Source organism: Escherichia sp. 93.0816, from assembly GCF_013368855.2.
Taxonomy (GTDB): Bacteria; Pseudomonadota; Gammaproteobacteria; order Enterobacterales; family Enterobacteriaceae; genus Escherichia; species Escherichia ruysiae.
Genome location: NZ_JABWNC020000006.1, coordinates 85,317 through 111,011, shown reverse-complemented (window position 1 = coordinate 111,011; position 25,695 = coordinate 85,317). Strand labels below are relative to the sequence as shown.

At 52.5% G+C, this 25,695-nt stretch carries 20 protein-coding genes, 1 tRNA gene and 1 pseudogene; 5 read left to right on the top strand and 17 right to left on the bottom strand.

Annotated elements, in window-relative coordinates:
- Nucleotides 1–46 precede the first annotated feature (46 nt).
- Nucleotides 47–802 carry a flap endonuclease Xni gene (gene xni, locus HEM79_RS09390; RefSeq protein ID WP_024191161.1) on the top strand — a complete coding sequence of 252 codons (756 nt, stop codon included), beginning with the start codon at nt 47–49 and terminating at the stop codon, nt 800–802.
- Nucleotides 803–906: 104 nt separating this feature from the next.
- Here xni and HEM79_RS22610 read toward each other — a convergent pair.
- The 5 genes and pseudogenes from HEM79_RS22610 to HEM79_RS09370 form a co-directional block, all read right to left on the bottom strand.
- A pseudogene (locus HEM79_RS22610) lies at nt 907–981 on the bottom strand (hypothetical protein); the annotation flags it as partial.
- A 37-nt stretch (nt 982–1,018) separates the two neighbouring features.
- A complete protein-coding gene (gene rlmM, locus HEM79_RS09385; RefSeq protein ID WP_001045503.1) occupies nt 1,019–2,119 on the bottom strand; it encodes a 23S rRNA (cytidine(2498)-2'-O)-methyltransferase RlmM in 1,101 nt (366 codons plus the stop codon).
- A complete protein-coding gene (locus tag HEM79_RS09380; protein WP_000203904.1) occupies nt 2,112–2,507 on the bottom strand; it encodes a DUF423 domain-containing protein in 396 nt (131 codons plus the stop codon). The genes rlmM and HEM79_RS09380 overlap by 8 nt, the downstream gene beginning before the upstream one ends.
- Nucleotides 2,508–2,525: 18 nt before the next feature.
- The gene (gene gcvA / locus HEM79_RS09375) at nt 2,526–3,443 is read right to left on the bottom strand and encodes a glycine cleavage system transcriptional regulator GcvA (protein WP_000044401.1); all 918 of its coding nucleotides are present in this window, start codon (nt 3,441–3,443) and stop codon (nt 2,526–2,528) included.
- A gap of 350 nt (nt 3,444–3,793) precedes the next feature.
- Nucleotides 3,794–4,021, bottom strand: coding sequence for a YgdI/YgdR family lipoprotein (locus HEM79_RS09370; protein ID WP_000750399.1), 228 nt, complete (start codon nt 4,019–4,021; stop codon nt 3,794–3,796).
- Nucleotides 4,022–4,212: 191 nt separating this feature from the next.
- On the opposite strand from HEM79_RS09370, the gene csdA reads away from it, so the two are divergent.
- Together csdA and csdE are read left to right on the top strand one after the other, a co-directional pair.
- Nucleotides 4,213–5,418 carry a cysteine desulfurase CsdA gene (gene csdA / locus HEM79_RS09365; protein ID WP_016159632.1) on the top strand — a complete coding sequence of 402 codons (1,206 nt, stop codon included), beginning with the start codon at nt 4,213–4,215 and terminating at the stop codon, nt 5,416–5,418.
- Entirely contained in the window at nt 5,418–5,861 is a 444-nt protein-coding gene (csdE, locus tag HEM79_RS09360; protein WP_176241703.1) for a cysteine desulfurase sulfur acceptor subunit CsdE, read from the top strand. The genes csdA and csdE overlap by 1 nt, the downstream gene beginning before the upstream one ends.
- Nucleotides 5,862–5,911: 50 nt before the next feature.
- Here csdE and tcdA read toward each other — a convergent pair whose 3' ends face one another.
- The gene (gene tcdA / locus HEM79_RS09355; protein ID WP_176241704.1) at nt 5,912–6,718 is read right to left on the bottom strand and encodes a tRNA cyclic N6-threonylcarbamoyladenosine(37) synthase TcdA; all 807 of its coding nucleotides are present in this window, start codon (nt 6,716–6,718) and stop codon (nt 5,912–5,914) included.
- 76 nt (nt 6,719–6,794) lie between these two features.
- Nucleotides 6,795–7,892 (bottom strand): murein transglycosylase A, encoded by a 1,098-nt coding sequence (gene mltA / locus HEM79_RS09350; RefSeq protein WP_000678631.1) that lies wholly within the window; start codon nt 7,890–7,892, stop codon nt 6,795–6,797.
- A gap of 209 nt (nt 7,893–8,101) precedes the next feature.
- Here mltA and HEM79_RS09345 point away from each other — a divergent pair.
- Nucleotides 8,102–8,178 (top strand) — tRNA-Met (locus tag HEM79_RS09345).
- A 74-nt stretch (nt 8,179–8,252) separates the two neighbouring features.
- Here the strand turns inward: HEM79_RS09345 and amiC are convergent.
- Nucleotides 8,253–9,506, bottom strand: coding sequence for an N-acetylmuramoyl-L-alanine amidase AmiC (gene amiC / locus HEM79_RS09340; protein WP_000016908.1), 1,254 nt, complete (start codon nt 9,504–9,506; stop codon nt 8,253–8,255).
- 230 nt (nt 9,507–9,736) lie between these two features.
- On the opposite strand from amiC, the gene argA reads away from it, so the two are divergent.
- Entirely contained in the window at nt 9,737–11,068 is a 1,332-nt protein-coding gene (gene argA, locus HEM79_RS09335) for an amino-acid N-acetyltransferase (RefSeq protein ID WP_000237966.1), read from the top strand.
- Nucleotides 11,069–11,167: 99 nt separating this feature from the next.
- Here argA and recD read toward each other — a convergent pair whose 3' ends face one another.
- The 9 genes from recD to thyA form a co-directional block, all read right to left on the bottom strand.
- Nucleotides 11,168–12,994 carry an exodeoxyribonuclease V subunit alpha gene (recD, locus tag HEM79_RS09330; protein ID WP_176242547.1) on the bottom strand — a complete coding sequence of 609 codons (1,827 nt, stop codon included), beginning with the start codon at nt 12,992–12,994 and terminating at the stop codon, nt 11,168–11,170.
- Nucleotides 12,994–16,536 carry an exodeoxyribonuclease V subunit beta gene (recB, locus tag HEM79_RS09325; protein WP_176242549.1) on the bottom strand — a complete coding sequence of 1,181 codons (3,543 nt, stop codon included), beginning with the start codon at nt 16,534–16,536 and terminating at the stop codon, nt 12,994–12,996. The genes recD and recB overlap by 1 nt, the downstream gene beginning before the upstream one ends.
- Nucleotides 16,529–19,417, bottom strand: a complete 2,889-nt coding sequence (gene ptrA / locus HEM79_RS09320) for a pitrilysin (RefSeq protein ID WP_176242551.1) — start codon at nt 19,415–19,417, stop codon at nt 16,529–16,531. The genes recB and ptrA overlap by 8 nt, the downstream gene beginning before the upstream one ends.
- Nucleotides 19,418–19,592: 175 nt before the next feature.
- A complete protein-coding gene (gene recC / locus HEM79_RS09315) occupies nt 19,593–22,961 on the bottom strand; it encodes an exodeoxyribonuclease V subunit gamma (protein ID WP_176242552.1) in 3,369 nt (1,122 codons plus the stop codon).
- Nucleotides 22,962–22,973: 12 nt separating this feature from the next.
- Nucleotides 22,974–23,297: a prepilin-type N-terminal cleavage/methylation domain-containing protein gene (locus tag HEM79_RS09310; protein ID WP_001276468.1), complete on the bottom strand. Its 324-nt coding sequence runs from the start codon at nt 23,295–23,297 to the stop codon at nt 22,974–22,976.
- Nucleotides 23,282–23,689, bottom strand: coding sequence for a DUF2509 family protein (locus tag HEM79_RS09305; RefSeq protein WP_176242554.1), 408 nt, complete (start codon nt 23,687–23,689; stop codon nt 23,282–23,284). The genes HEM79_RS09310 and HEM79_RS09305 overlap by 16 nt, the downstream gene beginning before the upstream one ends.
- Nucleotides 23,686–24,249, bottom strand: coding sequence for a prepilin peptidase-dependent protein (locus HEM79_RS09300; protein WP_176242556.1), 564 nt, complete (start codon nt 24,247–24,249; stop codon nt 23,686–23,688). Before HEM79_RS09300 ends, HEM79_RS09305 begins: the two co-directional genes overlap by 4 nt.
- A complete protein-coding gene (locus tag HEM79_RS09295) occupies nt 24,240–24,710 on the bottom strand; it encodes a prepilin peptidase-dependent protein (protein ID WP_176242558.1) in 471 nt (156 codons plus the stop codon). Before HEM79_RS09295 ends, HEM79_RS09300 begins: the two co-directional genes overlap by 10 nt.
- Before the next feature lie 185 nt (nt 24,711–24,895).
- Nucleotides 24,896–25,690 (bottom strand): thymidylate synthase, encoded by a 795-nt coding sequence (gene thyA, locus HEM79_RS09290; protein WP_000816226.1) that lies wholly within the window; start codon nt 25,688–25,690, stop codon nt 24,896–24,898.
- Nucleotides 25,691–25,695 lie beyond the last annotated feature (5 nt).

Here is a 25,695-nt window from a genome sequence, read left to right as displayed (position 1 = left end):
CGGTATCGAATGTTACCCTTATCGCCTGATCTTTAAGGGGGTTATCGTGGCTGTTCATTTGCTTATTGTCGATGCACTGAATCTTATTCGTCGCATCCATGCTGTTCAGGGCTCGCCCTGTGTCGAAACCTGTCAGCACGCGCTCGATCAGCTCATTATGCACAGCCAGCCAACCCATGCCGTCGCCGTTTTTGATGATGAAAACCGCAGTAGCGGCTGGCGTCATCAACGTTTACCGGATTACAAAGCCGGTCGTCCGCCAATGCCCGAAGAGTTGCACAACGAAATGCCTGCGTTACGCGCCGCCTTTGAACAACGCGGCGTCCCGTGCTGGTCAGCCAGCGGCAACGAAGCCGATGACTTGGCCGCCACGCTGGCGGTCAAAGTGACTCAAGCCGGGCATCAGGCAACTATTGTTTCGACAGATAAAGGCTACTGTCAGTTACTTTCACCTACATTACGTATTCGTGATTACTTCCAGAAACGTTGGCTGGATGCGCCGTTTATCGATAAAGAATTTGGCGTTCAACCGCAGCAGTTACCCGATTATTGGGGGCTGGCGGGGATCAGCAGTTCAAAGGTGCCGGGTGTTGCGGGGATTGGGCCAAAAAGCGCCACTCAGTTACTCGTCGAGTTTCAGAGTCTGGAAGGGATATATGAAAATATCGACGCGGTTGCCGAAAAGTGGCGCAAGAAACTGGAAACCCATAAAGAGATGGCGTTTCTGTGCCGCGATATTGCCCGCTTACAAACCGATTTGCATATCGACGGCAATTTACAGCAATTGCGGTTGGTACGGTAACAGCGTGCCGAATACTACCGATTAACAACTCATTGAATTAAATGCACTTGTAGGCCGGATAAGACGCGGCTAGCGTCGCATCCGGCATCAACACATCTGCGTAATTACCACGCTGTATGGTAAAGCTTTACAATATCCTCAAGCGTTGCTTCACGCGGGTTGCCACTGGTACAAACATCGGATGCCAGACCGGAGTCAATGCCCCTGCCAACTCACTTACCGTTCGTCGCGACGACCACCCACCGCAGCCCAGATACGACGGACATGCACCGTCACTTCTTCACGATCGTGATACAACTGACGCGCCTGAATCTGAGCATTTATGCCATGTTCATCAAGCTGTGCCTGAATGTACGCCAGATTGTGTGACACTTCTTCGTAGCGTTTTTTCATCGGCAGCTTAAGGTTGAAGATAGTTTCACGACACCAGCCATTAACCAGCCACTGTGCCATCAGTGCTGCGACTTTCGCCGGTTTCTCCACCATGTCACACACCATCCATGAGATATTGCTGCGTGTTGGACGGAATTTGAAACCATCTTCCCGCAGCCACGTCACCTGCCCGGTATCCATCAGACTTTGCGCCATCGGGCCGTTATCGACGGAGTATACCCACATGTTGCGCTTCACCAGTTGGTAGGTCCAGCCGCCTGGACAAGCGCCCAAATCTACCGCCCACATTCCATTTGCCAGGCGTTCATCCCACTCATCCGCAGGAATAAACACATGAAATGCCTCTTCCAGTTTGAGCGTGGAACGGCTTGGCGCATCCGCCGGAAACTTCAGGCGTGGAATCCCCATATAGAACGGCGAATTATTATTGCTGTAGGAGTAGCCGGTATAGCAGCAGCCTGGTGCAATAAAGAATACATGCACAACCGGACGCTTCGGCGTTTCATAGTTCGCCAGCACGCCCGCCTCGCGTAAGGCAGCCCGTAGCGGCACGGTGAATTTACGGCAGAATTTCAGCAGCTCTTTGCTTTCGTTGGTATCGGCGACTTCAACGCGCAACTCTCCGCCTTTCTCTACCACGCCCTGCAACATACCAACAATGGGTGTAATACGATCTTCTGGCGGCAAATGCTGGAGGAGCTCCCCCACCACAAACCACTGGCGGGCAAAAATTAATGAACTGAACGGCAGTTCGCGGATCAACTTATCGCCATCATCCGGTTGATAACATTCATAAATGACATAACCCGCATTGTCTTTAACGCGAGCAAAACCGAAGATTTCCCGCTGACCGGCTTTATCGGTAATTTCTGCAGCACACTCTTTTTCAAAGCCAGGACGGCACAACAATACAACCTTATTCATGATTTACGCCCTTGCGCTTCAAACGGATAGCACCGACTAACATTAACGCCCAGCCTGCAAGGAAGCTCACACCGCCGACCGGAGTGACAAACGCCCATAAACGCAGATGAGACAGCGCCAGGCAATAAAGGCTACCGCTGAACAGCACCGTACCTAACGCGAGGAAAACGCTACTCCAGTAAAACCAGATACTGATGCGACGCTGCATTGCCACTGCCAGACCTAAAATTGCCAGCGTATGGAACGCCTGGTATTCGAGGCCGGTCTGGATCCAGCCCATCTCAACGGCTCCCATGGTTTTACTTAATACATGCGCGCCAAAAGCGCCCAGAGCCACAAAAATGAAGCCGCTAATGGCGGCGAAAATCAGCATAAAACGGCTGGTCATGGTCGTACCCTACGTAAATTATTGTTCATAACGAAAGCGGAATTTTTCTTGTTCAGCAGCGGCTTTCGCCAGGATCCATTGGCGAAAGGCGGCTATTTTACCCAGTTCTGCCTGGCTGTCATGACATACCAGATAAAAAGCATTTTTACTGACCAGAACATCATTAAACGGGCAGACAAGGCGTCCGGCCTCGATTTCAGATTGCGCCATCACATTATTTGCCAATGCGACTCCCTGCCCGTGGATAGCCGCTTGCAGCACCATGGCACTGTGACTGAAGATTGGCCCTTGTTGAACGTTGATATGGTTTAACCCCAACTGGCGGGTATATGTCTGCCAGTCACGCCGGGACGCATCGTGTAATAACGTATGTTTAGCCAGATCTTCTGGCGTCTTCAAGGGTTTTTCGCCGGTTAGCAGCAGTGGAGAACACACCGGCAACAAATATTCGGCATACAGTTTTTCCACCCGCAGCCCCGGCCAGTTGCCCCGACCATAAAATATCGCCACATCAACATCATCCGCCAGTTTATCTTCCTGGCGATCGACCGCCTGGATTCGAACGTCGATTCCCGGATAAGCTGAATTAAAGCTGGAAAGTCGCGGCACCAGCCAGTGGATGGCAAAACTGGGGAGTAAACTGACCGTCAACGCCCCCTTGGCGCTACGAGCCTGGAGTTTACGCGTCGCTTCGGTTAATTGCGAAAATATCTCTTTGATATCGAGGAAATAGCTTTGCCCTTCCTCGGTCAGCAGGAGTGAACGATTACGGCGACGGAACAGTTTCAGTCCCAAAAAATCCTCAAGTGACTTGATTTGATGACTTACTGCGGCCTGGGTCACAAAAAGCTCTTCTGCTGCGCGCGTGAAGCTTAAATGGCGTGCGGCGGCATCAAAAACTCGTAAGGCATTTAGCGGTGGTAATCGTTTTGACATGGCTTTTAAACTTTGATGTTAAATGAATTTAACAATTAGATCACACTATGTAACCTATTAGTTTTTTTTATCTGAGCCATTATAAATTGTCCGTTGAGCTTCTACCAGCAAATACCTATAGTGGCGGCACTTCCTGAGCCGGAACGAAAAGTTTTATCGGAATGCGTGTTCTGGTGAACTTTTGGCTTACGGTTGTGATGTTGTGTTGTTGTGTTTGCAATTGGTCTGCGATTCAGACCATGGTAGCTAAGCTACCTTTTTTCACTTCCTGTACATTTACCCTGTCTGTCCATAGTGATTAATGTAGCACCGCCTAATTGCGGTGCTTTTTTTTACCTTGCGATCGCAAATTACTGATCCAGTTCGACCATCTCTTTCACGTCGGTACGGTTGATCTGCTGTTTGTTGCCATTAGCGTCTTTATACGAAATCATACCGGTTTCATTATCAGTCTGTGGTTTACCGTCAGAGACGATAGTACGTCCGTCATTGGTGTGCATCACATAGTTCGAACCGGAACAGGCGCTCAGGGCAAAAGTCAGCATACAGGCAGAAATAATTGCGGCAGTCTTTTTCATCATCTTCTCCTTAAAGCGATTAATAAATCTTAATAGTATTGATTAACAGGCTAAAATTAACGCCTAACACTATTCAGCATATGTTACTGACGCGGCTTCGCCAGGATATCCAGATAATTCCGATGGTTAGCACTCTCCTTGTATCAAAGTGAATTTTGCGTCACGATCGGTGAATCAAGCCGAGGAGTACCATGAACGTTTTTAATCCCGCGCAGTTCCGTGCGCAGTTTCCCGCATTACAGGATGCGGGCGTCTATCTCGACAGTGCCGCAACCGCGCTCAAGCCCGAAGCCGTGGTTGAGGCTACCCGACAGTTCTATAGCCTTAGCGCCGGAAACGTCCATCGCAGCCAGTTTGCCGAAGCCCAACGTCTGACCGCGCGTTATGAGGCTGCGCGGGAGAAAGTAGCGCAATTACTCAATGCTCCAGATGACAAAACCATTGTCTGGACGCGCGGCACCACCGAATCCATCAACATGGTGGCGCAATGCTATGCGCGTCCGCGTCTGCAACCGGGCGATGAAATTATTGTCAGCGTGGCAGAGCACCACGCCAACCTCGTCCCCTGGCTGATGGTCGCCCAACAAACCGGAGCCAAAGTGGTGAAGTTGCCGCTTAATGCGCAGCGGCTGCCAGATATCGATTTGTTACCAGAGCTGATTACTCCCCGTAGCCGGATTCTGGCGTTGGGCCAGATGTCGAACGTCACTGGCGGCTGCCCGGATCTGGCGCGAGCGATTACCTTTGCCCATTCAGCCGGGATGGTGGTGATGGTTGATGGTGCTCAGGGCGCAGTGCATTTCCCTGCTGATGTTCAGCAACTGGATATCGATTTCTACGCTTTTTCAGGTCATAAACTTTACGGCCCGACGGGTATCGGCGTGCTGTATGGCAAACCAGAGCTGCTGGAAGCAATGTCGCCCTGGCTCGGCGGCGGCAAAATGATTCACGAAGTCAGTTTTGACGGCTTCACCACACAATCAGCCCCGTGGAAACTGGAAGCCGGAACGCCCAACGTCGCGGGCGTCATTGGGTTAAGCGCGGCGCTGGAATGGCTGGCAGATTATGATATCAACCAGGCAGAAAGCTGGAGTCGTAGCCTGGCGACGCTTGCAGAAGATGCGCTGGCAAAACGTCCAGGCTTTCGTTCATTCCGCTGCCAGGATTCCAGCCTGCTGGCCTTTGATTTCGCGGGTGTTCATCACAGCGATATGGTAACGCTGCTGGCAGAGTACGGAATTGCCCTGCGCGCCGGGCAGCATTGCGCTCAGCCGCTACTGGCAGAATTAGGCGTAACCGGCACACTGCGCGCCTCTTTTGCGCCATATAATACAAAAAGTGATGTAGATGCGCTGGTGAACGCCGTTGACCGCGCGCTGGAATTATTGGTGGATTAATGACAAACCCGCAATTCGCCGGACATCCGTTCGGCACAACCGTTACCGCAGAGACGTTACGCGATACTTTCGCGCCGTTAACGCAGTGGGAAGATAAATATCGCCAGTTGATCATGCTGGGGAAACAGCTTCCTGCTTTGCCAGACGAATTAAAAGCACAGGCCAAAGAGATTGCCGGATGCGAAAACCGCGTCTGGCTGGGATATACCGTGGCTGAAAACGGCAAGATGCATTTCTTTGGCGACAGCGAAGGACGCATTGTGCGCGGTCTGCTGGCAGTGTTGTTGACCGCCGTGGAGGGCAAAACCGCCGGCGAGTTACAAACGCAGTGGCCGCTGGCGTTGTTTGATGAGCTGGGATTACGTGCGCAGCTTAGCGCCTCCCGCAGTCAGGGGCTGAATGCATTAAGCGAGGCGATTATCGCGGCGGCGAAACAGGTTTAAGCACAGATCCAGGTCGGATAAGACGCTCACGTCGCATCCGACATAATTGTTTATCCCTGGCGCGCGGCTTTCGCCATCATCTTCTTCAGCGCATGAGAAACCGCAACAAAACCAAAGGTGGCGGTCACCATCGTCGCGGCACCAAATCCAGATGCGCAATCCATTCGCTTTGGCCCTTCCGCCGTGGCTTTCATCGCACAGACCGTACCGTCTGACTGCGGGTATACCAGTGCTTCGGTAGAGAACACGCAATCCACGCCGAGCTTACCTTTGCTGTTTTTCACCACGCCGAAATCGCTTTTCAGGCGCTCACGCAGCTTCGCCGCCAGCGGATCCTGAATGGTCTTCGCCAGATCGGTAACCTGAATCTGCGTCGGATCAATCTGCCCGCCTGCACCACCCGTCGTTACCAGTGGGATTTTATTGCGACGGCAATATGCGATTAGTGCCGCTTTGGGTCGCACACTGTCAATGGCATCAATAACGTATGAATAACCGGCATTCATATATTGCGCTACGTTATCCGGCGTCACGAAATCGTCCACCGCTGTCACCCGACACTCCGGGTTAATCTGGCGAATGCGCTCCGCCATCACTTCCGCTTTTGCCAGTCCGACGTTATCGCGCAGCGCGTGAATTTGCCGATTGGTATTGGTGACACACACGTCATCCATATCAATAAGCGTTATTGCGCCAATCCCTGTGCGCGCCAGAGCTTCCGCCGCCCAGGAACCGACACCACCGATGCCGACCACACAGATATGTGCATCGGCAAATAGTTGCAAGGCTTTCTCACCATACAGACGCGCAGTGCCGCCAAAACGCTGACGCCAGGCATCACTAATTACCACAGACATAGCACCTCAGAATTAAAAAGGGTGAGGTTATCCCTCACCCTGTCTTATCCGTAAAAACGGTGTACAGAATAACACATCAGCCGCTAAAGACGTTACCTGCGCCCGGTGCCGTTTTCAGCACCCAGACACGCCCATAGTGGTTGTACCAACCTGCGCGGTGTCCGGCTTCCGGTCCGATCCCTTGATAGATATCGAAATGTTGGCCTTTGATTGCGCCGCCGACATCCAGCGCCACCATCAGACGCAGTTCATACTGACCGTTAAATTTACCGTTATTATCCAACAACGGTACTTCTGCCAGCAAGGTAGTACCTGGCGGGATGAGCGAGCGATCGGAGGCAACAGAAGCACGACCAACCAGCGGCACAGCACTTGCACCTTTCACCGGCGCAAAAGATTGCGGCTTAAAGAAGACGAAAGACGGGTTCTGTTCCAGCAGTTCGCGAACTTCGGCTTCACTGTGCGTTTCCCCCCAGTGACGAATCGCCTGCATCGACATATCTTCTTTTTTCACTTCGCCACGATCGATCAGCACCTTACCAATACTGCGATAGGCATGACCGTTCTTTCCGGCATAGCTGAAGAAGTTAAGCGGACTGCCGTCGCCAAAATCGATATACCCGCTACCCTGTACATCCATAATGAAGTTATCCATCAGGGAGTTGCTGTAAGCGAGGATATATTTATCGCTCAGTGCCCCCGCATAGATCTCCGCACGAGACGGCAGACGACCGCGTTTTGGTGGCATACGGTAAATAGGATACTGGAACTCGCCCTGGCGGGTATGGCGCGCCTGAATTACCGGCGTGTAATAGCCCGTAAACTGCACGTTGCCATAGTTGTCCGCGCCTTCCATCTGCCAGGCATCGATACCGAACTGGCGCATATTGCGGGTATCACCGCCTGCACGCAGCCACTCTTGCACCGCGTTATAGACATTACTCTGGTTACCATAAAGACGCGGTGACGAATTACGAATATGGTTAATTTGCTCGGCAAAATCGCCGGCGTTAATTGGCGCGCCAACGGCATCTGGCTGGTTCACCAGAGAGAAAGGCTGGGTAAATTTCCCGTCTTTATATTGCTGTCCGCGATCGGTTGGTTTGGAGGAGCAGGCGGCAAGCATCGCCACAACAGCGCCCATAAGAAGGTACTTTACCCAACGTCCTTTCATTGTTCTCTTCTTCAGGTTAAAAAAATAAGGCACAAAGAAGATAACAAACCGTCGCGTTTAATGAAATGAGCAGACTCTCCCTGACGCAAATTTTGCACAAAAAATAGGCTACAGCGTTTTGTTTTTGTTCAAAATCATGCCAAATCCGTGATCCGGGTAAAAAAAAGGTTGCATGAAAACGCGAGCGGAGTATAGTGCGCATCCACGGACGCGGGGTGGAGCAGCCTGGTAGCTCGTCGGGCTCATAACCCGAAGGTCGTCGGTTCAAATCCGGCCCCCGCAACCAATCATTAAACACCCTGACGGGTGTTTTTTTGTTTCTGCTCTCCTATAAAAAAGGCGCCATTCAGCGCCTTTTTATCATCCCCTTCTCGCCAGTGTCGCCCCATCGGCAAAATACGCTTTAATTCCCGCAAGAATGGACTCCGCAACTTCCTGCTGGAAAGTCGCCGTTTTCAGTTTGCGCTCTTCCTCAACGTTACTGATAAACGCCGTTTCGACCAGAATGGAGGGAATATCAGGCGCTTTCAGCACGGCAAACCCGGCCTGCTCGACCTGATTTTTATGCAGCTTGTTGATTTTACCAAGTTTATTTAGTACTGCCCTACCAAACTTCAGGCTGTCGGCAATGGTCAGCGACTGCACCATATCAAACATGGTGTGGTCGACATAGCGGTCGCCGCTTTTGCTCACACCACCAATTAAGTCCGAGGCGTTCTGGGTTTGCGCCAGATATTTTGCCGCAGTACTGGTTGCGCCTTTGGTCGAAAGCGCAAACACCGAGGAGCCGCTCGGCTGGCGGCTGGTAAAGGCATCTGCATGGATAGAGACAAACAGGTCAGCACGTTGTTTCTGTGCTTTTGCTACGCGCACCTGCAATGGAATGAAGATGTCTTCATTACGCGTCATGTACACCTTCATATTGCCCTCTTTCTCGATCAGAGAGCGCAGACGGCGGGCAATTTGTAATACCACGTCTTTTTCACGCGTTTTGTATTTCCCCACTGCGCCGGAGTCTTCGCCACCGTGGCCAGGGTCAAGCATGATGACAATCGGGCGATCGCGCCCTGCCTTACCTGGCTGCGGACCACTTTGCGCAGGCGGCACCTGTTTTTCAAGATCGCCTTTGTTGTAATCCTCCAGCAGAGCCAGCAGCGGGTCTTGCATATCCTGCGCATTGACCGGATAGAGATCCATCACCAGACGCTCTTTAAATCCGGCAACCGGCGCGAGAGCAAACATCTGTGGTTTTACGTTTTGCTTTAATTCAAAAACCATCCGCACGGTTTGCGGATCAAATTGCCCGACGCGTGCTGACTTGATGAACGGGTCGTCAGCACGAATTTGTGCAGCCATCCCCTTGAGCACCGAGTTCAGGTTTACATCTTCAATATCCACCACCACGCGCTCAGGATTACTCAACGCGAACTGCTTATATTTTAGCTGACGATTTGATTCAACCGTCACACGGGTATAGCTGGACGCAGGCCAGACGCGCACCGCCACGACCTGGCTGACCGCAGCCAGGCTGACCTGACTTACGCTCAATAGCCACATGGCACCCGCGCCTTGCAGTAAACGACGACGGCTGATTGCAGTATTGGATCCTGACATGCCTCTCCCGAGCAAAAAAATCTAAGCTGTGTAACAAGTAAACGACCAATTTGACCGGAAACTTTAGCGAAAGACGCATAATCTGTCATCTATAAAACGGTAAACATTCTTTTTATATTCACGGCATTACTGATAAAAAAGTTGCTCATGCGTAAAATTTGCACTTGCACACGGCGAAAAAACAGAATAAAAATACATTAATTTCGAATAATCATGCAAAGAGGTGTGCCGTGGTGAAGGAACGTAAAACCGAGCTGGTCGAGGGATTCCGCCATTCGGTTCCCTATATCAACACTCATCGGGGAAAAACGTTTGTCATCATGCTCGGCGGCGAAGCCATTGAGCATGAGAATTTCTCCAGTATCGTTAATGATATTGGGCTATTGCACAGCCTCGGCATACGTCTGGTCGTCGTCTATGGCGCACGTCCACAGATCGACGCGAATCTGGCGGCGCATCATCACGAACCGCTGTACCACAAGAATATACGCGTGACTGACGGCAAAACGCTGGAGCTGGTGAAGCAGGCTGCGGGGACATTGCAACTAGACATCACAGCACGCCTGTCGATGAGCCTCAACAACACACCGTTGCAGGGCGCTCATATCAACGTCGTCAGTGGCAATTTTATTATTGCCCAGCCGCTGGGCGTCGATGACGGCGTGGATTACTGCCATAGCGGGCGTATCCGGCGGATTGACGAAGAAGCGATTCATCGCCAACTGGACAGCGGTGCGATTGTGCTAATGGGGCCGGTGGCGGTTTCGGTCACTGGCGAGAGCTTTAACCTGACCTCGGAAGAGATTGCCACACAACTGGCCATCAAACTGAAAGCCGAGAAGATGATTGGTTTTTGCTCTTCACAGGGCGTCACCAATGATGATGGCGATATTGTCTCCGAACTTTTCCCTAACGAGGCGCAAGCGCGGGTAGAAGCCCAGGAAGAGAAAGGCGATTACAACTCTGGTACGGTGCGCTTTTTGCGTGGCGCGGTGAAAGCCTGTCGCAGCGGTGTTCGTCGCTGTCATTTAATCAGTTATCAGGAAGATGGCGCGCTGTTGCAAGAGCTGTTCTCACGTGACGGTATCGGTACGCAAATTGTGATGGAAAGCGCGGAGCAGATCCGTCGCGCAACAATCAACGATATTGGCGGTATTCTGGAGTTGATTCGCCCACTGGAGCAGCAAGGTATTCTGGTGCGTCGTTCTCGCGAGCAACTGGAGATGGAAATCGACAAATTCACCATTATTCAGCGCGATAACACGACTATTGCCTGCGCCGCGCTCTATCCGTTCCCGGAAGAGAAGATTGGGGAAATGGCCTGTGTGGCGGTACACCCGGATTACCGTAGTTCATCACGGGGCGAGGTTTTACTGGAACGCATTGCCGCTCAGGCGAAGCAGAGCGGGTTAAGCAAATTGTTTGTGCTGACCACGCGCAGTATTCACTGGTTCCAGGAGCGCGGATTTACCCCGGTGGATATTGACTCACTGCCGGAGAGCAAAAAGCAGATGTACAACTACCAGCGTAAATCAAAGGTGTTGATGGCGGATTTAGGGTAAGCGATGGATATCGTCGGATGCGGCGTAAACGTCTTATCCGCCTACGCAATGCCCTGTAAGCCTGATAAGACGCGGATGCGTCGCATCAGGCAATCACGTTTATTCCCGCGAACTAAACAACGCTGCCAGCCCGCTACGCCGCTCGGTGCGCGTGGCGATTGCCGCACTCAATATGCGCTCATCGGCATATAGCGACAAACGGCGACGCGCACGGGTTACCGCAGTGTAAACCAGCTCTCGTGTTACCACCGGTGTACGCTGGCTCGGTAAAATCAACGCCGCATGGTCGAACTCCGATCCCTGCGATTTATGTACCGTCATCGCCCACGTAGTTTCGTGCTCCGGCAGGCGGCTCGGTTGCACTGACTTGATATTGCCATCTGGCATCGCAAACCAGACGCGCGTCCCCTGCCCGCGATCCAGCGCAATCCCGATATCACCATTGAACAACCCAAGCGCGCTGTCATTGCGGGCAATCATCACCGGTCTGCCTTCGTACCAGCGCGAATGCAGATGACGATGAATTTTGCGCTTCTGTTGCATAAACTGCTCAATTCGCTCATTCAGTCCAGCGACGCCAAATGGCCCTTCCCGCAGGGCGCACAATAGCTGGTATTCATTGAACGCTTGAATGATTAAATCCGGCTCGGCACGAGCTTGTAGCAGATCCAGATAATGTCCGTAACCCGCAAGAGCTTCTTCAAGCATCGCAATATAGTCTTCGCCGTTCTGCAAAAGCCGTTTTTCGATGTCAGTAAAATCCTGCTGAAAAACCGTTTTCACTGCCGTTTTATCACCACGGTTGATCGCCACAGCTAACTGACCAATGCCAGAATCGCTGCCAAAACGGTAGCTTTTTTGCAGCAGGCAGAGACTGTCGCGCAAAGATGCCGCTTCTGTGCCAGTTCCTGCCGGAACGTGAGTTCCCGTCAGGCGGCTTAGCTGCCCGGCACGCTCGGCGGTAAAGCCCGCGTTGGCATAGGCGCAGATATCGCCCAGCACAGCCCCAGCCTCAACCGAGGCCAGTTGATCACGATCGCCGAGAAAGATCACTCGCGCATGATCGGGCAAGGCGTCGATCAGTCTCGACATCATAGGCAGATCGATCATTGACGCTTCATCTACCACCAGCACATCAAGATGCAGCGGGTTACCGGCATGATGACGTAAACGCTGGCTACCCGGCTGCGCACCCAGCAATCGGTGCAAAGTGCTGGCATCTTCCGGAATGCGTTTCTTTTGTTCATCGCTCAGCGGTAACTGTCGCAAAGCCTTGCCGAGAGATTCGGTTAAGCGCGCGGCAGCTTTACCCGTTGGTGCAGCCAGACGGATACGGCAGCGTTCGCCGTCGGTCATTTGAATTAACGCTGCCAGCAACTTCGCCACGGTGGTCGTTTTACCGGTGCCAGGGCCGCCGGAAATCACCGAGATCCGCCGCGTCAGCGCCACTGCCGCTGCAACTTTTTGCCAGTTAATTTCATCGCTTACTGGAAAAAGTTTGTCCAGGGTTTGCGCCAGTAGAGCTTCATCAACCTCAATGGCATGATTCACTTCGTTGAAAAAGCGTGCCACTGTGCGCTCGTTACACCACATGCGATTCAAATAAAGACGATCGCCACAGAGGATTATCGGCGTTGGTTCATCTCCCCGGCTGACCGCTTGTGAAGCCAGCAAGCACTCTTCCCAATTTTGTAGCTCACCGATTTCACTGACACAGGTCGCCAATAGCGGATGCGACGCCTCATTATTTTCCAGTCGTGAAAGCGGCAAACAGACGTGTCCCTCTCCGGCATCATGACTTAACAGTGCCGCCGCGAGGGTGACGGCGGGATGTTCATCTCCCGCCACAGTCAGGGCAAACTGCACGTCCAGCGGGCGTAGCTGTTTGTGCTCCACAGCTTCCAGTAATTGCTTTTGCAATTTCATTACGCCTCCTCCAGGGTCATACCGGCAAACATCTCATCCATCAGGGCAATCAACCCTGCATTGGGTCGGGTTGTGTAAATCCCCTGTTGCGGATGTTCTTTATCAACACCACGCAGGAACAGATAAATAACGCCGCCAAAGTGGCGCTCATAGTCGTAATCAGCAATGCGATGACGCAGATAACGGTGCAGCGCCAGGGTATAAAGCTGATATTGCAGATCATAGCGGTGTGCCTGCATTGCCGCTGCCATAGCCTGTTGGGTGTAAGCCGAACTGTCTTCACCCAACCAGTTGGATTTATAGTCGAGCAGGTAATAACGCCCTTCGTGGCGGAACACCAGGTCGATAAAGCCTTTTAACATGCCGCGTACCTGCATGAACTCCAGCGGCGGGCAGCCAGCCGATAGCGGGTCAAACTGGCGAATTAGTGCATCAAGCTGGCTGGCGATGAGCGGTTCGCTAATCGGCAGGTAAAACTCCATCTCCACCTGTTTATCGCGGTCGGAAAGCTGACTCAGGCTAACACCCGTTTCATTGAGAGGTGCCTGGAGGACAGCCGTGATCCACTCGGTCAACACCGGTTCCCACTGCGATTCAAAGCCGCCGAGTTCCAGTTTTTCCTGTACCCAGTTCGGGTCAACCGGCTGGGTAAAATCGAGGTCTTCAAACAAACTGTGCAAGAATGTCCCCGGTGACGCACCGCGCGGGAACTGATGCGGTGTTAACGTCGGTTCTTCAACGACGCTGACCACGCCTGCGGCATCAACATCCAGCCGTGGCATCAGATCCTGAGCGATACCGTGACCACGCTGCTGCAAACCGGAGTAGCTGGTGACACGCCAGTTATCGCCGGGCAATCGTTGTAGCGTCCTCGCATTCAGTTCTGCAGTTAAAACATCATTAACCTGCCAGGGCTGGTTATCACCAGTTTGTGCCGTTTGCCAGGCAATATCATCATCGCATAACGCTTCAATACAGGTGCGAAGCCCTGCCGCATCTTGCGGTTCCCCTTTTTGCAGTAAACGCCCGAGCGCACTTTGGTGGACGTCGGTGTCACCTTTTTTATCGCCACGACGGCGCACCAGCGGTGCAACGCCGAGGCTGCAATGCCAAACCGAACGCGTCAGCGCCACGTAAAGCAAACGCAGATCTTCCGCCAGACGTTCGGCCTCCGCGAGATCGACACTTTCTGGCGCAGCGTTAAGATCCAGAACAGCCTCAAACGAGTGGCGATCGTGATAAAACGCCTGATCCTGGACGCGGAAATTGGTAATAAATGGCAACCAGACCAGCGGATATTCCAGCCCTTTTGATTTATGGATCGTGACAATCTGCACCAGATGTTTATCACTTTCGAGGCGCATTTGTTGGCTGGAGGCATTACTATCTGGCTCGAGGATATGTTGCGATAACCAGCGTACCAGCGCATGTTCACTTTCCAGCTGCGTTCCGGCTTCTTGTAGCAGTTCGCTGATATGCAAGATATCGGTAAGACGCCGCTCACCGCCTGCCGTTGCCAGCAAGTTTTCTGCAATGTTACGCGCCAACATCAGTGCCCGCAGCATCGGCATAACGCCACGTTTACGCCAGATTTGCCGATAACCATCGAACTCTTCAACTACCGCATCCCACGCATGTTCGTCATTGTTCAGCGTTTCAATATCCAGCGCATTCAGCCCCATCATTGACGTTGCCAGCGCACTGCGCAGGGTGTTCTCACGTTCGGGCGTCATCACCGCCTGCAACAACCAAAGCATTTCCTGCGCTTCCAGAGTTTCAAAAACACTGTCGCGGTTCGAAAGGTAAACGGAAGGGATTTCCAGCAACGTTAAGGCATCGCGCACCTGGGCGGCCTCCTGGCGGCTGCGCACCAGCACACTGATGTCCGAAGCACGCACCGGACGCGCGTCGTCGCCGTTCATCAGCAACGCTTCGCCCCGCTGTCCGGCTTGTAGCCAGTCGCGGATTTGCGCGGCACATACCTGCGCCATGGTACTTTGATAATCGCCAACACCGCAGCTTTCACCTTCCATCAACCACATTTTCATCGCCGGCTGCGTTTCACCTTTAAATACAAAACGCAGTGCCTGATTTTTTCCGGCTGATTTCACTGGAATAAACGGAATTTCGCGGAACATGAAAGCGTCATCAGCCTGGCTGAAAAGTTTGTTCACACTGTTCACCATTCCCGGCGCAGAACGCCAGTTGGTATCTAAGGTGTAGTGAGCATGAACTTCGCTACGCGCCTTCATGTAGGTGAAGATATCTGCACCACGGAATGCGTAAATGGCCTGTTTCGGGTCACCAATCAGCAATAACGCCGTTTCCGGCTGATGGTGCCAGATACGACGGAAAATCCGGTACTGCTGGGGGTCGGTATCCTGAAATTCGTCGATCATTGCCACCGGAAAGCGCGTACGGATAGCCGTTGCCAGCGCCTCTCCGCTTTCGCTACGCAGCGCGGAATCCAGCCGACTTAGCATGTCGTCAAAGCCCAGTTCGCCACGGCGACGTTTTTCACGTGCGACTGTTTCACGGATCTCAGCCAATGCGCGGGTGATCACCAGATCGCGGATCGATAATGGTTCGGCAAGCAATTGATCGATCGCTTCAAATAACGGGTGGCGCGGCGTCTCACCCCCTGCTTTTGTGCGATCTTCTAAGAAACGCTGAGAAAATTTTTCCAGCGACTCAGGCAACTGGTAGCTGTTGGTCTCTTCTTCTGCCCAGGCACTGATCTTGTCTATCCATTTAGCCTGATTGCTACGGTTAAACTTGCGGCGATCAATACCGGAAGATTCAATCAGCGCATCCAGTTCACCTACTGCGTCACGCCACTGCTGTTTTACCGCATCAATACGCGCCACAATTTGCGCGTGGCGGGAAGCCAGCGTTTCATCATCGGGCGGCGGTGCTTTGATAACCGGCGCTTCGCCTTGCAGATAACGATTAATATCGCGCAGCAACGCCTGCGGCCCTTTCCAGGTTTCAAAGACTACCTGGGCAATTTCACGCGGTAACGGATAGCAGTGGCGACGCCAAAAATCGGCGCAGGCCTGGTAGCGCAGTAGAGACTCATCTTCAATCAGCTGCTGCTCAAACAACATGCCGGATTCAAAGGCATTCAGGTTGAGCATTCGCTGGCAAAAACCGTGGATGGTAAAGACTGCTGCTTCATCCATCTGTCGCTCAGCTAACAGCAACCACTGCGCGGCTTGCGCTTTATCGTCGATCTCTTCCAGCAGGCGTGCATACAGCGGATTGTCGGTGGTTTCACGCAGACAGGCGATGCGTAATTCATGAATATTGCTACGGATACGACCGCGCAATTCTGCAGTGGCAGCCTCGGTAAAGGTGACCACCAGCAGTTCTTCAACGGTCAATGGCCGGGGAAAGGCGGAGGAACCGCCTAGTCCAAGTAACAGGCGCAAATAGAGCGCCGCAATTGTAAAGGTTTTGCCTGTGCCGGCAGAGGCTTCAATCAGGCGCTCGCCCTGTAAGGGCAAGCGCAAAGGATCTAGTGTCTCGGCGACATCACTCATTCTTTTCACTCATCAGGGGCATTGTTTGCTGCAACGCGCTGACGTTCTCCCACACTTTCCAGCCTTCAGGATGTACATATTCGGCTTTCCCGTTCTGGCTGCCGGAAATCTGCGACAGGATAGCCATGCCTTGCGGCTCGACCACCGCCTGATGGAAGAAATCGGCCAGTTTTTGCGGCGTCAGCAGTTTTATCTGTGCCACAATTTTATCACGCGAATCGAAGCGCATATTGCCACGATCGAAATCTTTACTTAACTTCGATGCTTCTTCGCCGAGCGTTTGCGGAGCCTGCAGCATCTGGGTAATGACCGCCTGCTGAATTTGTGCGAACTCTTCTGGCTTCATCGCCCGCAATTTTGCCTCTGCGGTTGGGAAAAAGGCTTTGTATCGCTCCCACAGGTATGAAGGCTGTTTATCATTGCTTTGCAGCAAGAAGCCCATGCCCCACTGGCGCCCCACGCTCATTGGAAACGCGAACACGGCATAACCTAACTGTTCTTCGGTACGCAACTGATTGTAGAACCACGGCTGTACAATCTGCGCCAGCAGAGAACTGTAGGCTGAACTGGTGTATTCATCGTAGCCAGTCGGTACGAAAACCGCTGCCAGGGCAGAGTCGGTACTGTTACCGGCTTTTTCAAAGATGACGGACTGTTTTTTCTCAACCAGCACATCTTTGTTACGACACCACTCTGTGCCATCAGCGCCCAACTGTTTTTGCACATCGCGCGCCAGCGTTGTTGCCTGTGCTTCGGTCATGTTGCCGATAACCATAAACTCTGGTCGTGCCCCCGTTTTTAAGGCGTCGCGGTAGGCCAGCACCTCTTTCAGCGTGATGGAGGGCAAAATTTTACGTCGCTCATCTCGCGAGAAGTACGGCACCTGCGAGAGCATTTGCGCGGGCATAATCGCCTGCTCGAACGCTTTGCCCTTTTCTGCCGAATCCATCATCTGGTTATACCAGGATTTCGCCTGCTCAAGCTGATCTTCCGTAGCGGTATAGCTAAAGTAGCCTTCCAGCAGAGCCTGGAAAAGCTGCGGCAGCCGCTGAGTGTAACCATTAGCATTGACCATAAGGCCGTTGTTAGCGTTGGTGGAAAAACTAATGCCACCCACTGACGCCTGGTTGCTTAACTGATCAAGCGCCAGCCCTGCGAGATAATCATTGAGCGCAAACATTACCTGATTACGGGCGCTGTCCATGGCTTTCGGGTTACGCAAAATCAGGCTGACATCCGCTTTGGGTTCGCTGGCAAAATAACGGCTTGGCGCATACACCACACGCAGATTCGACTCATCAACAATCAGCTCTGGATGGTCGTATTTCTTCTCTGACTTAATCAGCGAGAAATCGTCAGGAATATAGGGGTTAAGCTCCGGCAAGGAGAGCGCAATGTCGGCGGCTTTTTTCTGCCAGTCAGCGAAGGTTTGTTCGCTGATTTTATCGACCTGATACGGCGCATCGACAAAGTAAGCCGTTTTATTGTGCGGCTCTTTCGGGCTGATATACCAGATACGCGCGTTCTGCGGCGTCATCATCGCCAGACGTTCTTTTACTGCTTTAGCATCATACCGATCGGCAATATTTACCGCGTCCAGCGTATGCTCAACAGGAACGCGAATCATGGTATCCGCCAGCCATTCGACGTAATCCATATCACGGGTGATTGACGGATAACGGAAGTCGATATCCAGCACATTCGCCAGCTCATCGAAATACTGTTTATCAATCCCTTTTTCGCGTAACAGATTGAGGTAGCTGAAAATGGCCGCCACAACCTGATCGCGATTCGCCAGACCTTTATCGGTTAAGGACGCAGAAATCGCTAATACGCCGCTGTTACCGTTGACGATAGGATCGGAGTTGGCGCTAATGCCCTCAACTAATCCCTGCTTTTGCAGCCAGTCAGAAAGTGTACCAGGGCTGCGATTACCAATCAGATAGGTAATCAACTCATCCGTTTTACTACGGAACTTCTCCGAGTTGTTATCGATGCGAAACTCGACGCGCAGAACTTTACGCGGCAGTGCCGGGACGTAATGAATGATAATTCCCTTTTGCGCGTCGGTGACTACCGGTACGGTAATTTCCGGTTTCTGGCTCTCTTTGTTAGGCACACAACCGAAGGTGTCCGCCGCCATTTTTGCCAACTCCGGCAGCGGTTTATTGCTGTAAATAACCGCCTTCATCAGATTGGCGGAATAGTACTTCTCGTGGAAATCTTTAAGTGCCTGCTGCACCGGATTACCAGGTTTGTCGCTTAAAGTTTCGAGGTTGCCACCAGAAAACTTTGAACCGGGGTGTGCCGGGTTAATGGTTTCTGCGCTGACCTGCGCCATGCGCATCCCGTCACGCGTGCGCGCCATGGTTAATTCAGCGTTCACTGCATTACGTTCACGTTCGGCATATTTCTTGTCGAGCAAGGGTTCTGCAATAGCATCGGCCAGGCGATCTACCGCACCGGGCAAGGCGTCGTTCTCAACTTCCAGATAGAAAGCCGTGCGATATGGTGCCGTGCTGGCATTGTGACTGCCGCCGTGCATTTTGAGATATTCAGCGAGGCTATCTGCTTGAGGGTACTTTTTCGAACCCATCAGACTCATATGTTCAAGGTAATGTGCCAGCCCCTGATACGCCTCAGGATCTTCCAGCGACCCAACGGGCACTACCAGCGCAGAAAGCGATTTAACCGCCTGCGGGTCAGAAACCAGCAATACCACCATACCGTTATCCAGACGTATAGCCTGATACTGGCGGTTATCTTTATCACTTTTACGGATGGTTTCCTGAATCGGCTGCCATCCCGTTTCTGCCTGACTTAAGGGTGCCCAAAGGGCAACAAACAACAGTAATGCTTTGAACCAGGTGCTGCGGGGCATTCACGAACCTCATTATCAACTTTATTTTTCGACCAGATTCAATAGATTAAAGAAAATCATCCGGCAGAATATAATCTTGTGCTGAACGAGTCAGCCTGTGTCTATATAACCATCAGTCCGTGACTGGTGCGCATCATAAAGTAAGCAGATGGATTGCGCAATTTTTATACAGAACTCATGACTGATTAAAACGAAACAGCGGTAACAGGAAACGCTGTGACTGATCAACGATGGCTTCCATTGTCTCTGGCGTTAATTGCCGCCAGAGCCGTTGATACCAGATATCATCACCTTCACCACGCACCATCATGTTGCCTTCGTAAGCCTGAAGGAATTTCGTACGAGCTTTTTGCAACGTGGAATCGTCATCCAGCATGGCATCGTTTTCCGCGTCATAACAGGTTTTTAGCCATGCGCCGCCACTTTCAGGTAACACCAGCAACGGCGTGGACATCCCTTCACGATACCCTTCAATCAGTTGGGAGAGGTAATGCAAAGCCTGTTCGGCTGCAAGCGGCGGGAAACGCCACTCGCCGTCTTTGCGTAGAAAAAGGCGGCTTTCACCGTTACCACCACTGGCACAGTAGACAAGGTGTTCTAACCAAAGTTGCATTCCCTGCGCCACACTTAATAAAGAGGGACGCCAGCGCAACAGGCCATCCGGCTGAACCTGCGGCAACCAGCCAGTTATCTGCACACCGTTGCAGGCGAGATCAATTTCCATACTCTGCCCCGGCTGGCGACAGGCAATGACTCTGTCGGCAAGCTGCTGCATCTCCTGGCACTGTGTTTCCCAGAAAATTTCACCAAAAGCGCCATACGGTAAATCCCCTGCCGCCCGGAAGCGGCGGAACAAACGTTCGGCATCATCCTGCTCAACCAGTGCATTCAATAACTGCTGATTGATTTGATAACGGCTAAGCCCTTCCAGAATAAATGGCTCGGTATCGGGAATTTCGCTGTCTTCAGTACGGAAGTGCACCTGTAAACGCATCTGGAAAAACGCTCTCACCGGATGCGCCCAGAATCGTTGTAGTGTTTCCAGCGGCACGGTTTCCGGCAAGGTAAACGGTAAAGGCTGGACAAATTCAGAATGCGCCTTGCCTGCCTGGCTGGCTGCCGGTAGCCATTCACGTGCATAGCTTTGTAACTCGCCAGGCTGGTAGTTTTGCGGATCAAACGGCATCCGGGTATGGAGGCAAGTAAGATGCTCTTTTACCCGTACCTCGCTTTCATCACAGTTAAGCTCTTCATCACCCGGCAGATAATGACTTTGTCCAATGTAGTCGATCAGTTCTTGCACCAGCACCGACGGGAAACGTTCACTGTTATCCTGAATGGAACGCCCGATATAGCTGATATAGAGTTTTTGCTGCGCGGAAATTAACGCTTCCAGGAACAGATAGCGGTCGTCATCGCGACGGCTACGATCGCCACGCTTCGGTTTCTGGCTCATTAAATCAAAGCCCAATGGTGCAAGCTGGCGCGGATAAACGCCATCGTTCATTCCCAGCAGGCAAACCACTTTGAATGGGATTGAACGCATTGGCATCAGCGTACAAATGTTAACCGGACCTGCAAGAAAACGCTGGCTGATACGTTCTTGATCGAGGCGTTGTGCCAGTTCATCACGTAACAGCGACAGCGGCACAGCGTCGCCATACTGCGCACCTAAACCTTCGGCGATAATCGCTTGCCATTGTTGTTCGATAAGTGTCATCGCCGCTTCGGTTTCCGCATCCGGCAGGAAGAAGGCGTTAAGCATATCGCGACAAACCGGCAGCCATTCCTCAAGCGGGCGCTCCTGCGCTAACCCGCGACGCCAGATATTCAGTTGCATTAGCAGTGACGCCAGATGCCCTACCAGTTCCGCAATTAAGCCGCTCGATTCATCATAAGGCAGAACCGATTGCCACTCGCCCTGGGCGCTCTCCATTGCATAGCCCAGCAACATGCGCGTCAGGCCAAATCGCCAGGTGTGTTGCCCGGTGGCGGGGAGTTCCAGCTCTCGAACGTTGTCGTCATCAATCCCCCAGCGAATGCCGGATTCATTAACCCACAGACGTAAATAACGCAGCCCTTCTTCGGTGATGTCAAACCGCGCCGCCAGCACCGGCACATCCAGCAGCGCCAGCACATCCTCTGACACAAAGCGACTGTCAGGTAGTGATAACAGGCTGATAAACGCTTCCAGTACCGGATGTGACTGCCGTGCCCGACGGTCGGAAATGGCATAAGGCAGGTAACGATCCGCAGGTGCGCTACCAAATACAGCCTGAATAAACGGACTGTAGCTATCGATGTCGGCCACCATCACGATGATGTCGCGTGGAGTAAGTGTCGGATCTTCTTCCAGCATCGCCAGCAGGCGATCGTGCAAAACTTCCACTTCGCGCTGCGGGCTGTGGCATACGTGGAAGGTGACGCTGTTATCTTGTGGATCAAGCAGACGTTTGTTATCGCTGCGGGAAAACTCTGCCAGATTCACGCCCGCAACGGCACGATTTTCCAGTTCGAGAATGTCGGACTGGATGTTATGCAACAGGCTGTCTGGCGTAACATCAACGAATGCGTCCAGCTCCTGACTGCTCTGGAGATCGGCAAGCAGATAGATGTAGTCGCGCCCCAGCTTGCCCCATGAGGCCAGTAGCGGGTTGCCAACATCCTGTTCGCCGTCGCTGTTAAACAACTGTCCGGCGTTTTCGCTATCGCGGAAAAGCGGCAATTCGCGATCTTCAAAACTGTGTCGGCGCTGGCGAGTCAGCAGTTTCGCCAGATAAGCCGGATCTTTAATATCGCCCCAGTAATAACGGCAGGGATTGGTAAACAGAAGATGGATTTCAATATGTTTACCCAGCGCCTGTAGCGCCTGTAGATAAACAGGCGGTAACGCGGAAATACCGCATATAAAGACGCGCGAAGGTAACCCCGGCGGGCAGGTCGTCGCGGACTCCAGCGTTTCGATAAAGCGTTGATAGAGATTGGCACGGTGCCAGCGCGGTTGCCCCAGTTCATGGGTATATTCCACCAGCGCCTTCCACAACGGTGCTTGCCAGACCTGCGCTTCTCCCAGCCCTTCAACCAGGCGCCCCGCTTCCCACTGTGCCAGCCAGTCCGGGCGATAGACCAGATACTGGTCAAACAGATCCGCCGCTTTTGAGGAAAGCTGAAACAGCTTGCGCTTGTCGCTATCGTCAGTCAGGTAATGACGCAACAGGGTAAAATCTTCGCGATCCAGCAGTTGCGGCAGCAGAGTCATCAGTTTCCAGCTCATGCTCTGTTTGTTGAAGGCGCTCTCTTTGGGGATCTCCGGCAATACGCGGACGAACATATCCCAGATAAAGCTCGCCGGCAGCGGGAAATCAATGTTTGCCGCAATGCCGAACTTCTGCGACAGCGTCATTTGCAGCCACTGCGCCATACCGGTACTTTGCACCAGAATCATTTCTGGTTCGAAAGGATCGTCCAGCCGTTCGCGTTCGACGATAAACTCCATCAACGCTTCCAGCACGTCCAGACGATTGGAATGGTAGACCCTTAGCATAGCGGCTCCTGACTACTGACGATTCGGGCAATGCAGGCGGGTCATCTCGCCTTCTCTGCCCCCGGGTGAAACTAACGTAACGCTGATGCTGACACATCCCGCCTGCGATGTCTGCATTCGGTTAACCTGCCAGTTGGCAGGTGGCGAAATCGCGCGCAGTTGCGTTTGCTGCCAGCCATGCCGCCAGAGTTGCAGATACTGGTTTCTGCTGGCAAGACTGTTCATTAATGTTCTCTGATACCCCGATAACGCAGTGACAATCATCACCATCAGCACCATCGCCAACATCACTTCCGGCAGGCTAAAGCCTTGTTGATTCTTCAGGGAAGCTGACATAACGCCCCCTCTTTCTGCGGACAAAAATCACTCCAGCCGCGTGACGAAAAAACAATGTTTCCATCGTTCACTTCGCCTGTTCGCCATAATGAAACGCCTTCATAACCGGCAATCAGCAAGGTTTGATTATCTGCCAGTAGACGCAGACAAACTCGGGCACCGGTTGCAGCGTACTGTGAGCACTGAACTGCGGGTTGTGTCTGCCAGGAGTGCATTTTGCCCCATTCCAGCGCCGACTGTACGATAGCCTGGCGGCGCAATGACTGGCTTTCCATAGTCACCCGAGAGGCAAAACTGCGATCCTGTTGGCTCATTCCCTGTAGCAGCAAGCTGCCCAAAACCAGCAACATTAGAACCAGTGCCAGCGATGAAACTCCCCGTTCACGATTCACAGGTTGAATCCTGTTACGCTATAGCTGGCATCCACCACGGTTTGTGGTTCAGCCTTACTGGCGCCCCGCATATTCACCGTCAACACCGGCGAGAAACCACTGACATCCTGACGCACGACCTGAAAAGTATCGATAATGATGGCATCCGGATTAGTGACTTTATCCCAGCCCTTACCTTCACAAGATGTCGCACCGCGTAGCGTTTCCAGCACATGCTCCTTCAGACGAAATCCAATCTGGTCGGACTCTTTTACCGGTTCGCTCTCCCAGATACCGTTACTGTTCGCATCCCACTGCACAATGATACAGTCCCCCTGCCCGACAATGACCAGCCCCTCGCCAGTACAGCTCCCATGACAATAACCTGCTCTCTGGAGATGCTTCGCGACTGTAAATATCCGCAGCCAGATTTCATCTTCCAGCGCCAGCTTACGGGTGCTCGTCAAACTTTCACGCTGTAATACAGGCAGAAATCGTGCAGCCCCCAGCAACAGTACGCTACTGATCGCCATAGCAATCAAAACTTCCAGCAGAGAAAATCCTTGCTCTTTTACAGGCATCCTTCTGTTTCTCCTTTCTGGCAAAGCCGGAGCCTTCCCCACGGCGAAACCACCAGCCACCACTCTCCCGCTGAATTTTTGAAGCGAATATGCCCGGCCCATGCGGTATTGCGCAGGCCAAAGAAAGTGAGCGAAGGCGTCAGGTCGCTCATTTCTACGTCGGGCCAGCGTGGCACAAAGACCAACGGTGAACTGCCATGGCAGGCATTCGCCCCTGCGGCAGAACTCACAAGACACCATAACTTCCCCTCTCTGATAACGCTGATACTGTGGTCGCGGTTATGCCAGTTGGCATCCTCACGTAAATAGAGCAAATAGTCCCGCGCCTGGCTGGCGGTTTGCCATAGCCGTTGCGACTGCTGCCAGTATTGCCAGCCATAAAGTCCACTTGCGCTTAGCATGACCAAAATCAGCATCGCAACCAGCGTTTCAATCAGCGTATAACCACGTTGTGTTTTCATGCCGGCAGTATGCGACGAGGAGAAAAAAAGACGAGGGCCAGTTTCTCATTCTTCGGCGCGTCTTCCGGACTATTTACGCTGTTGCAGGGCGTTGCAAAATTTCGGGAAGGCGTCTCGAAGAATTTAGCGAAGGATAAAAAAAACCGACGCACACTGGCGTCGGCTCTGGCAGGATGTTGCGTAATTTAGATAGCAACCGGCGCTTTAATTCCCGGATGCGGATCGTAGCCTTCAATCTCAAAGTCTTCGAAACGGTAGTCGAAGATGGATTCAGGTTTACGTTTGATAATCAGCTTCGGCAGCGGACGCGGTTCACGACTTAATTGCAGATGGGTTTGATCCATATGATTGCTGTACAGGTGCGTATCGCCACCGGTCCAGACAAAATCACCCACTTCCAGATCGCACTGCTGCGCCATCATATGCACCAGTAACGCGTAGCTGGCAATGTTAAACGGCAGGCCGAGGAAGACGTCGCAGGAACGCTGATAAAGCTGGCAAGAGAGTTTGCCATCTGCCACATAGAACTGGAAGAACGCATGGCACGGAGCCAACGCCATTTTATCCAGTTCGCCTACGTTCCATGCCGAAACAATAATGCGGCGGGAATCCGGGTCGTTTTTCAGCTGGTTCAGTACCGTAGTGATCTGGTCAATATGACGACCATCCGGCGTTGGCCAGGCGCGCCACTGTTTACCATAAACCGGACCAAGATCGCCGTTTTCATCGGCCCATTCGTCCCAGATGGTGACATTGTTTTCGTGCAGATAAGCAATGTTAGTGTCGCCCTTCAGGAACCACAGCAGCTCGTGGATAATGGAACGCAGGTGGCAACGTTTGGTTGTCACTAACGGGAATCCATCCTGCAGGTTAAAACGCATCTGATGACCAAAAATGGAAAGCGTTCCGGTTCCGGTACGGTCGTTTTTCTGTGTGCCTTCGTCGAGCACTTTTTGCATCAGTTCTAAATACTGTTTCATGGTTC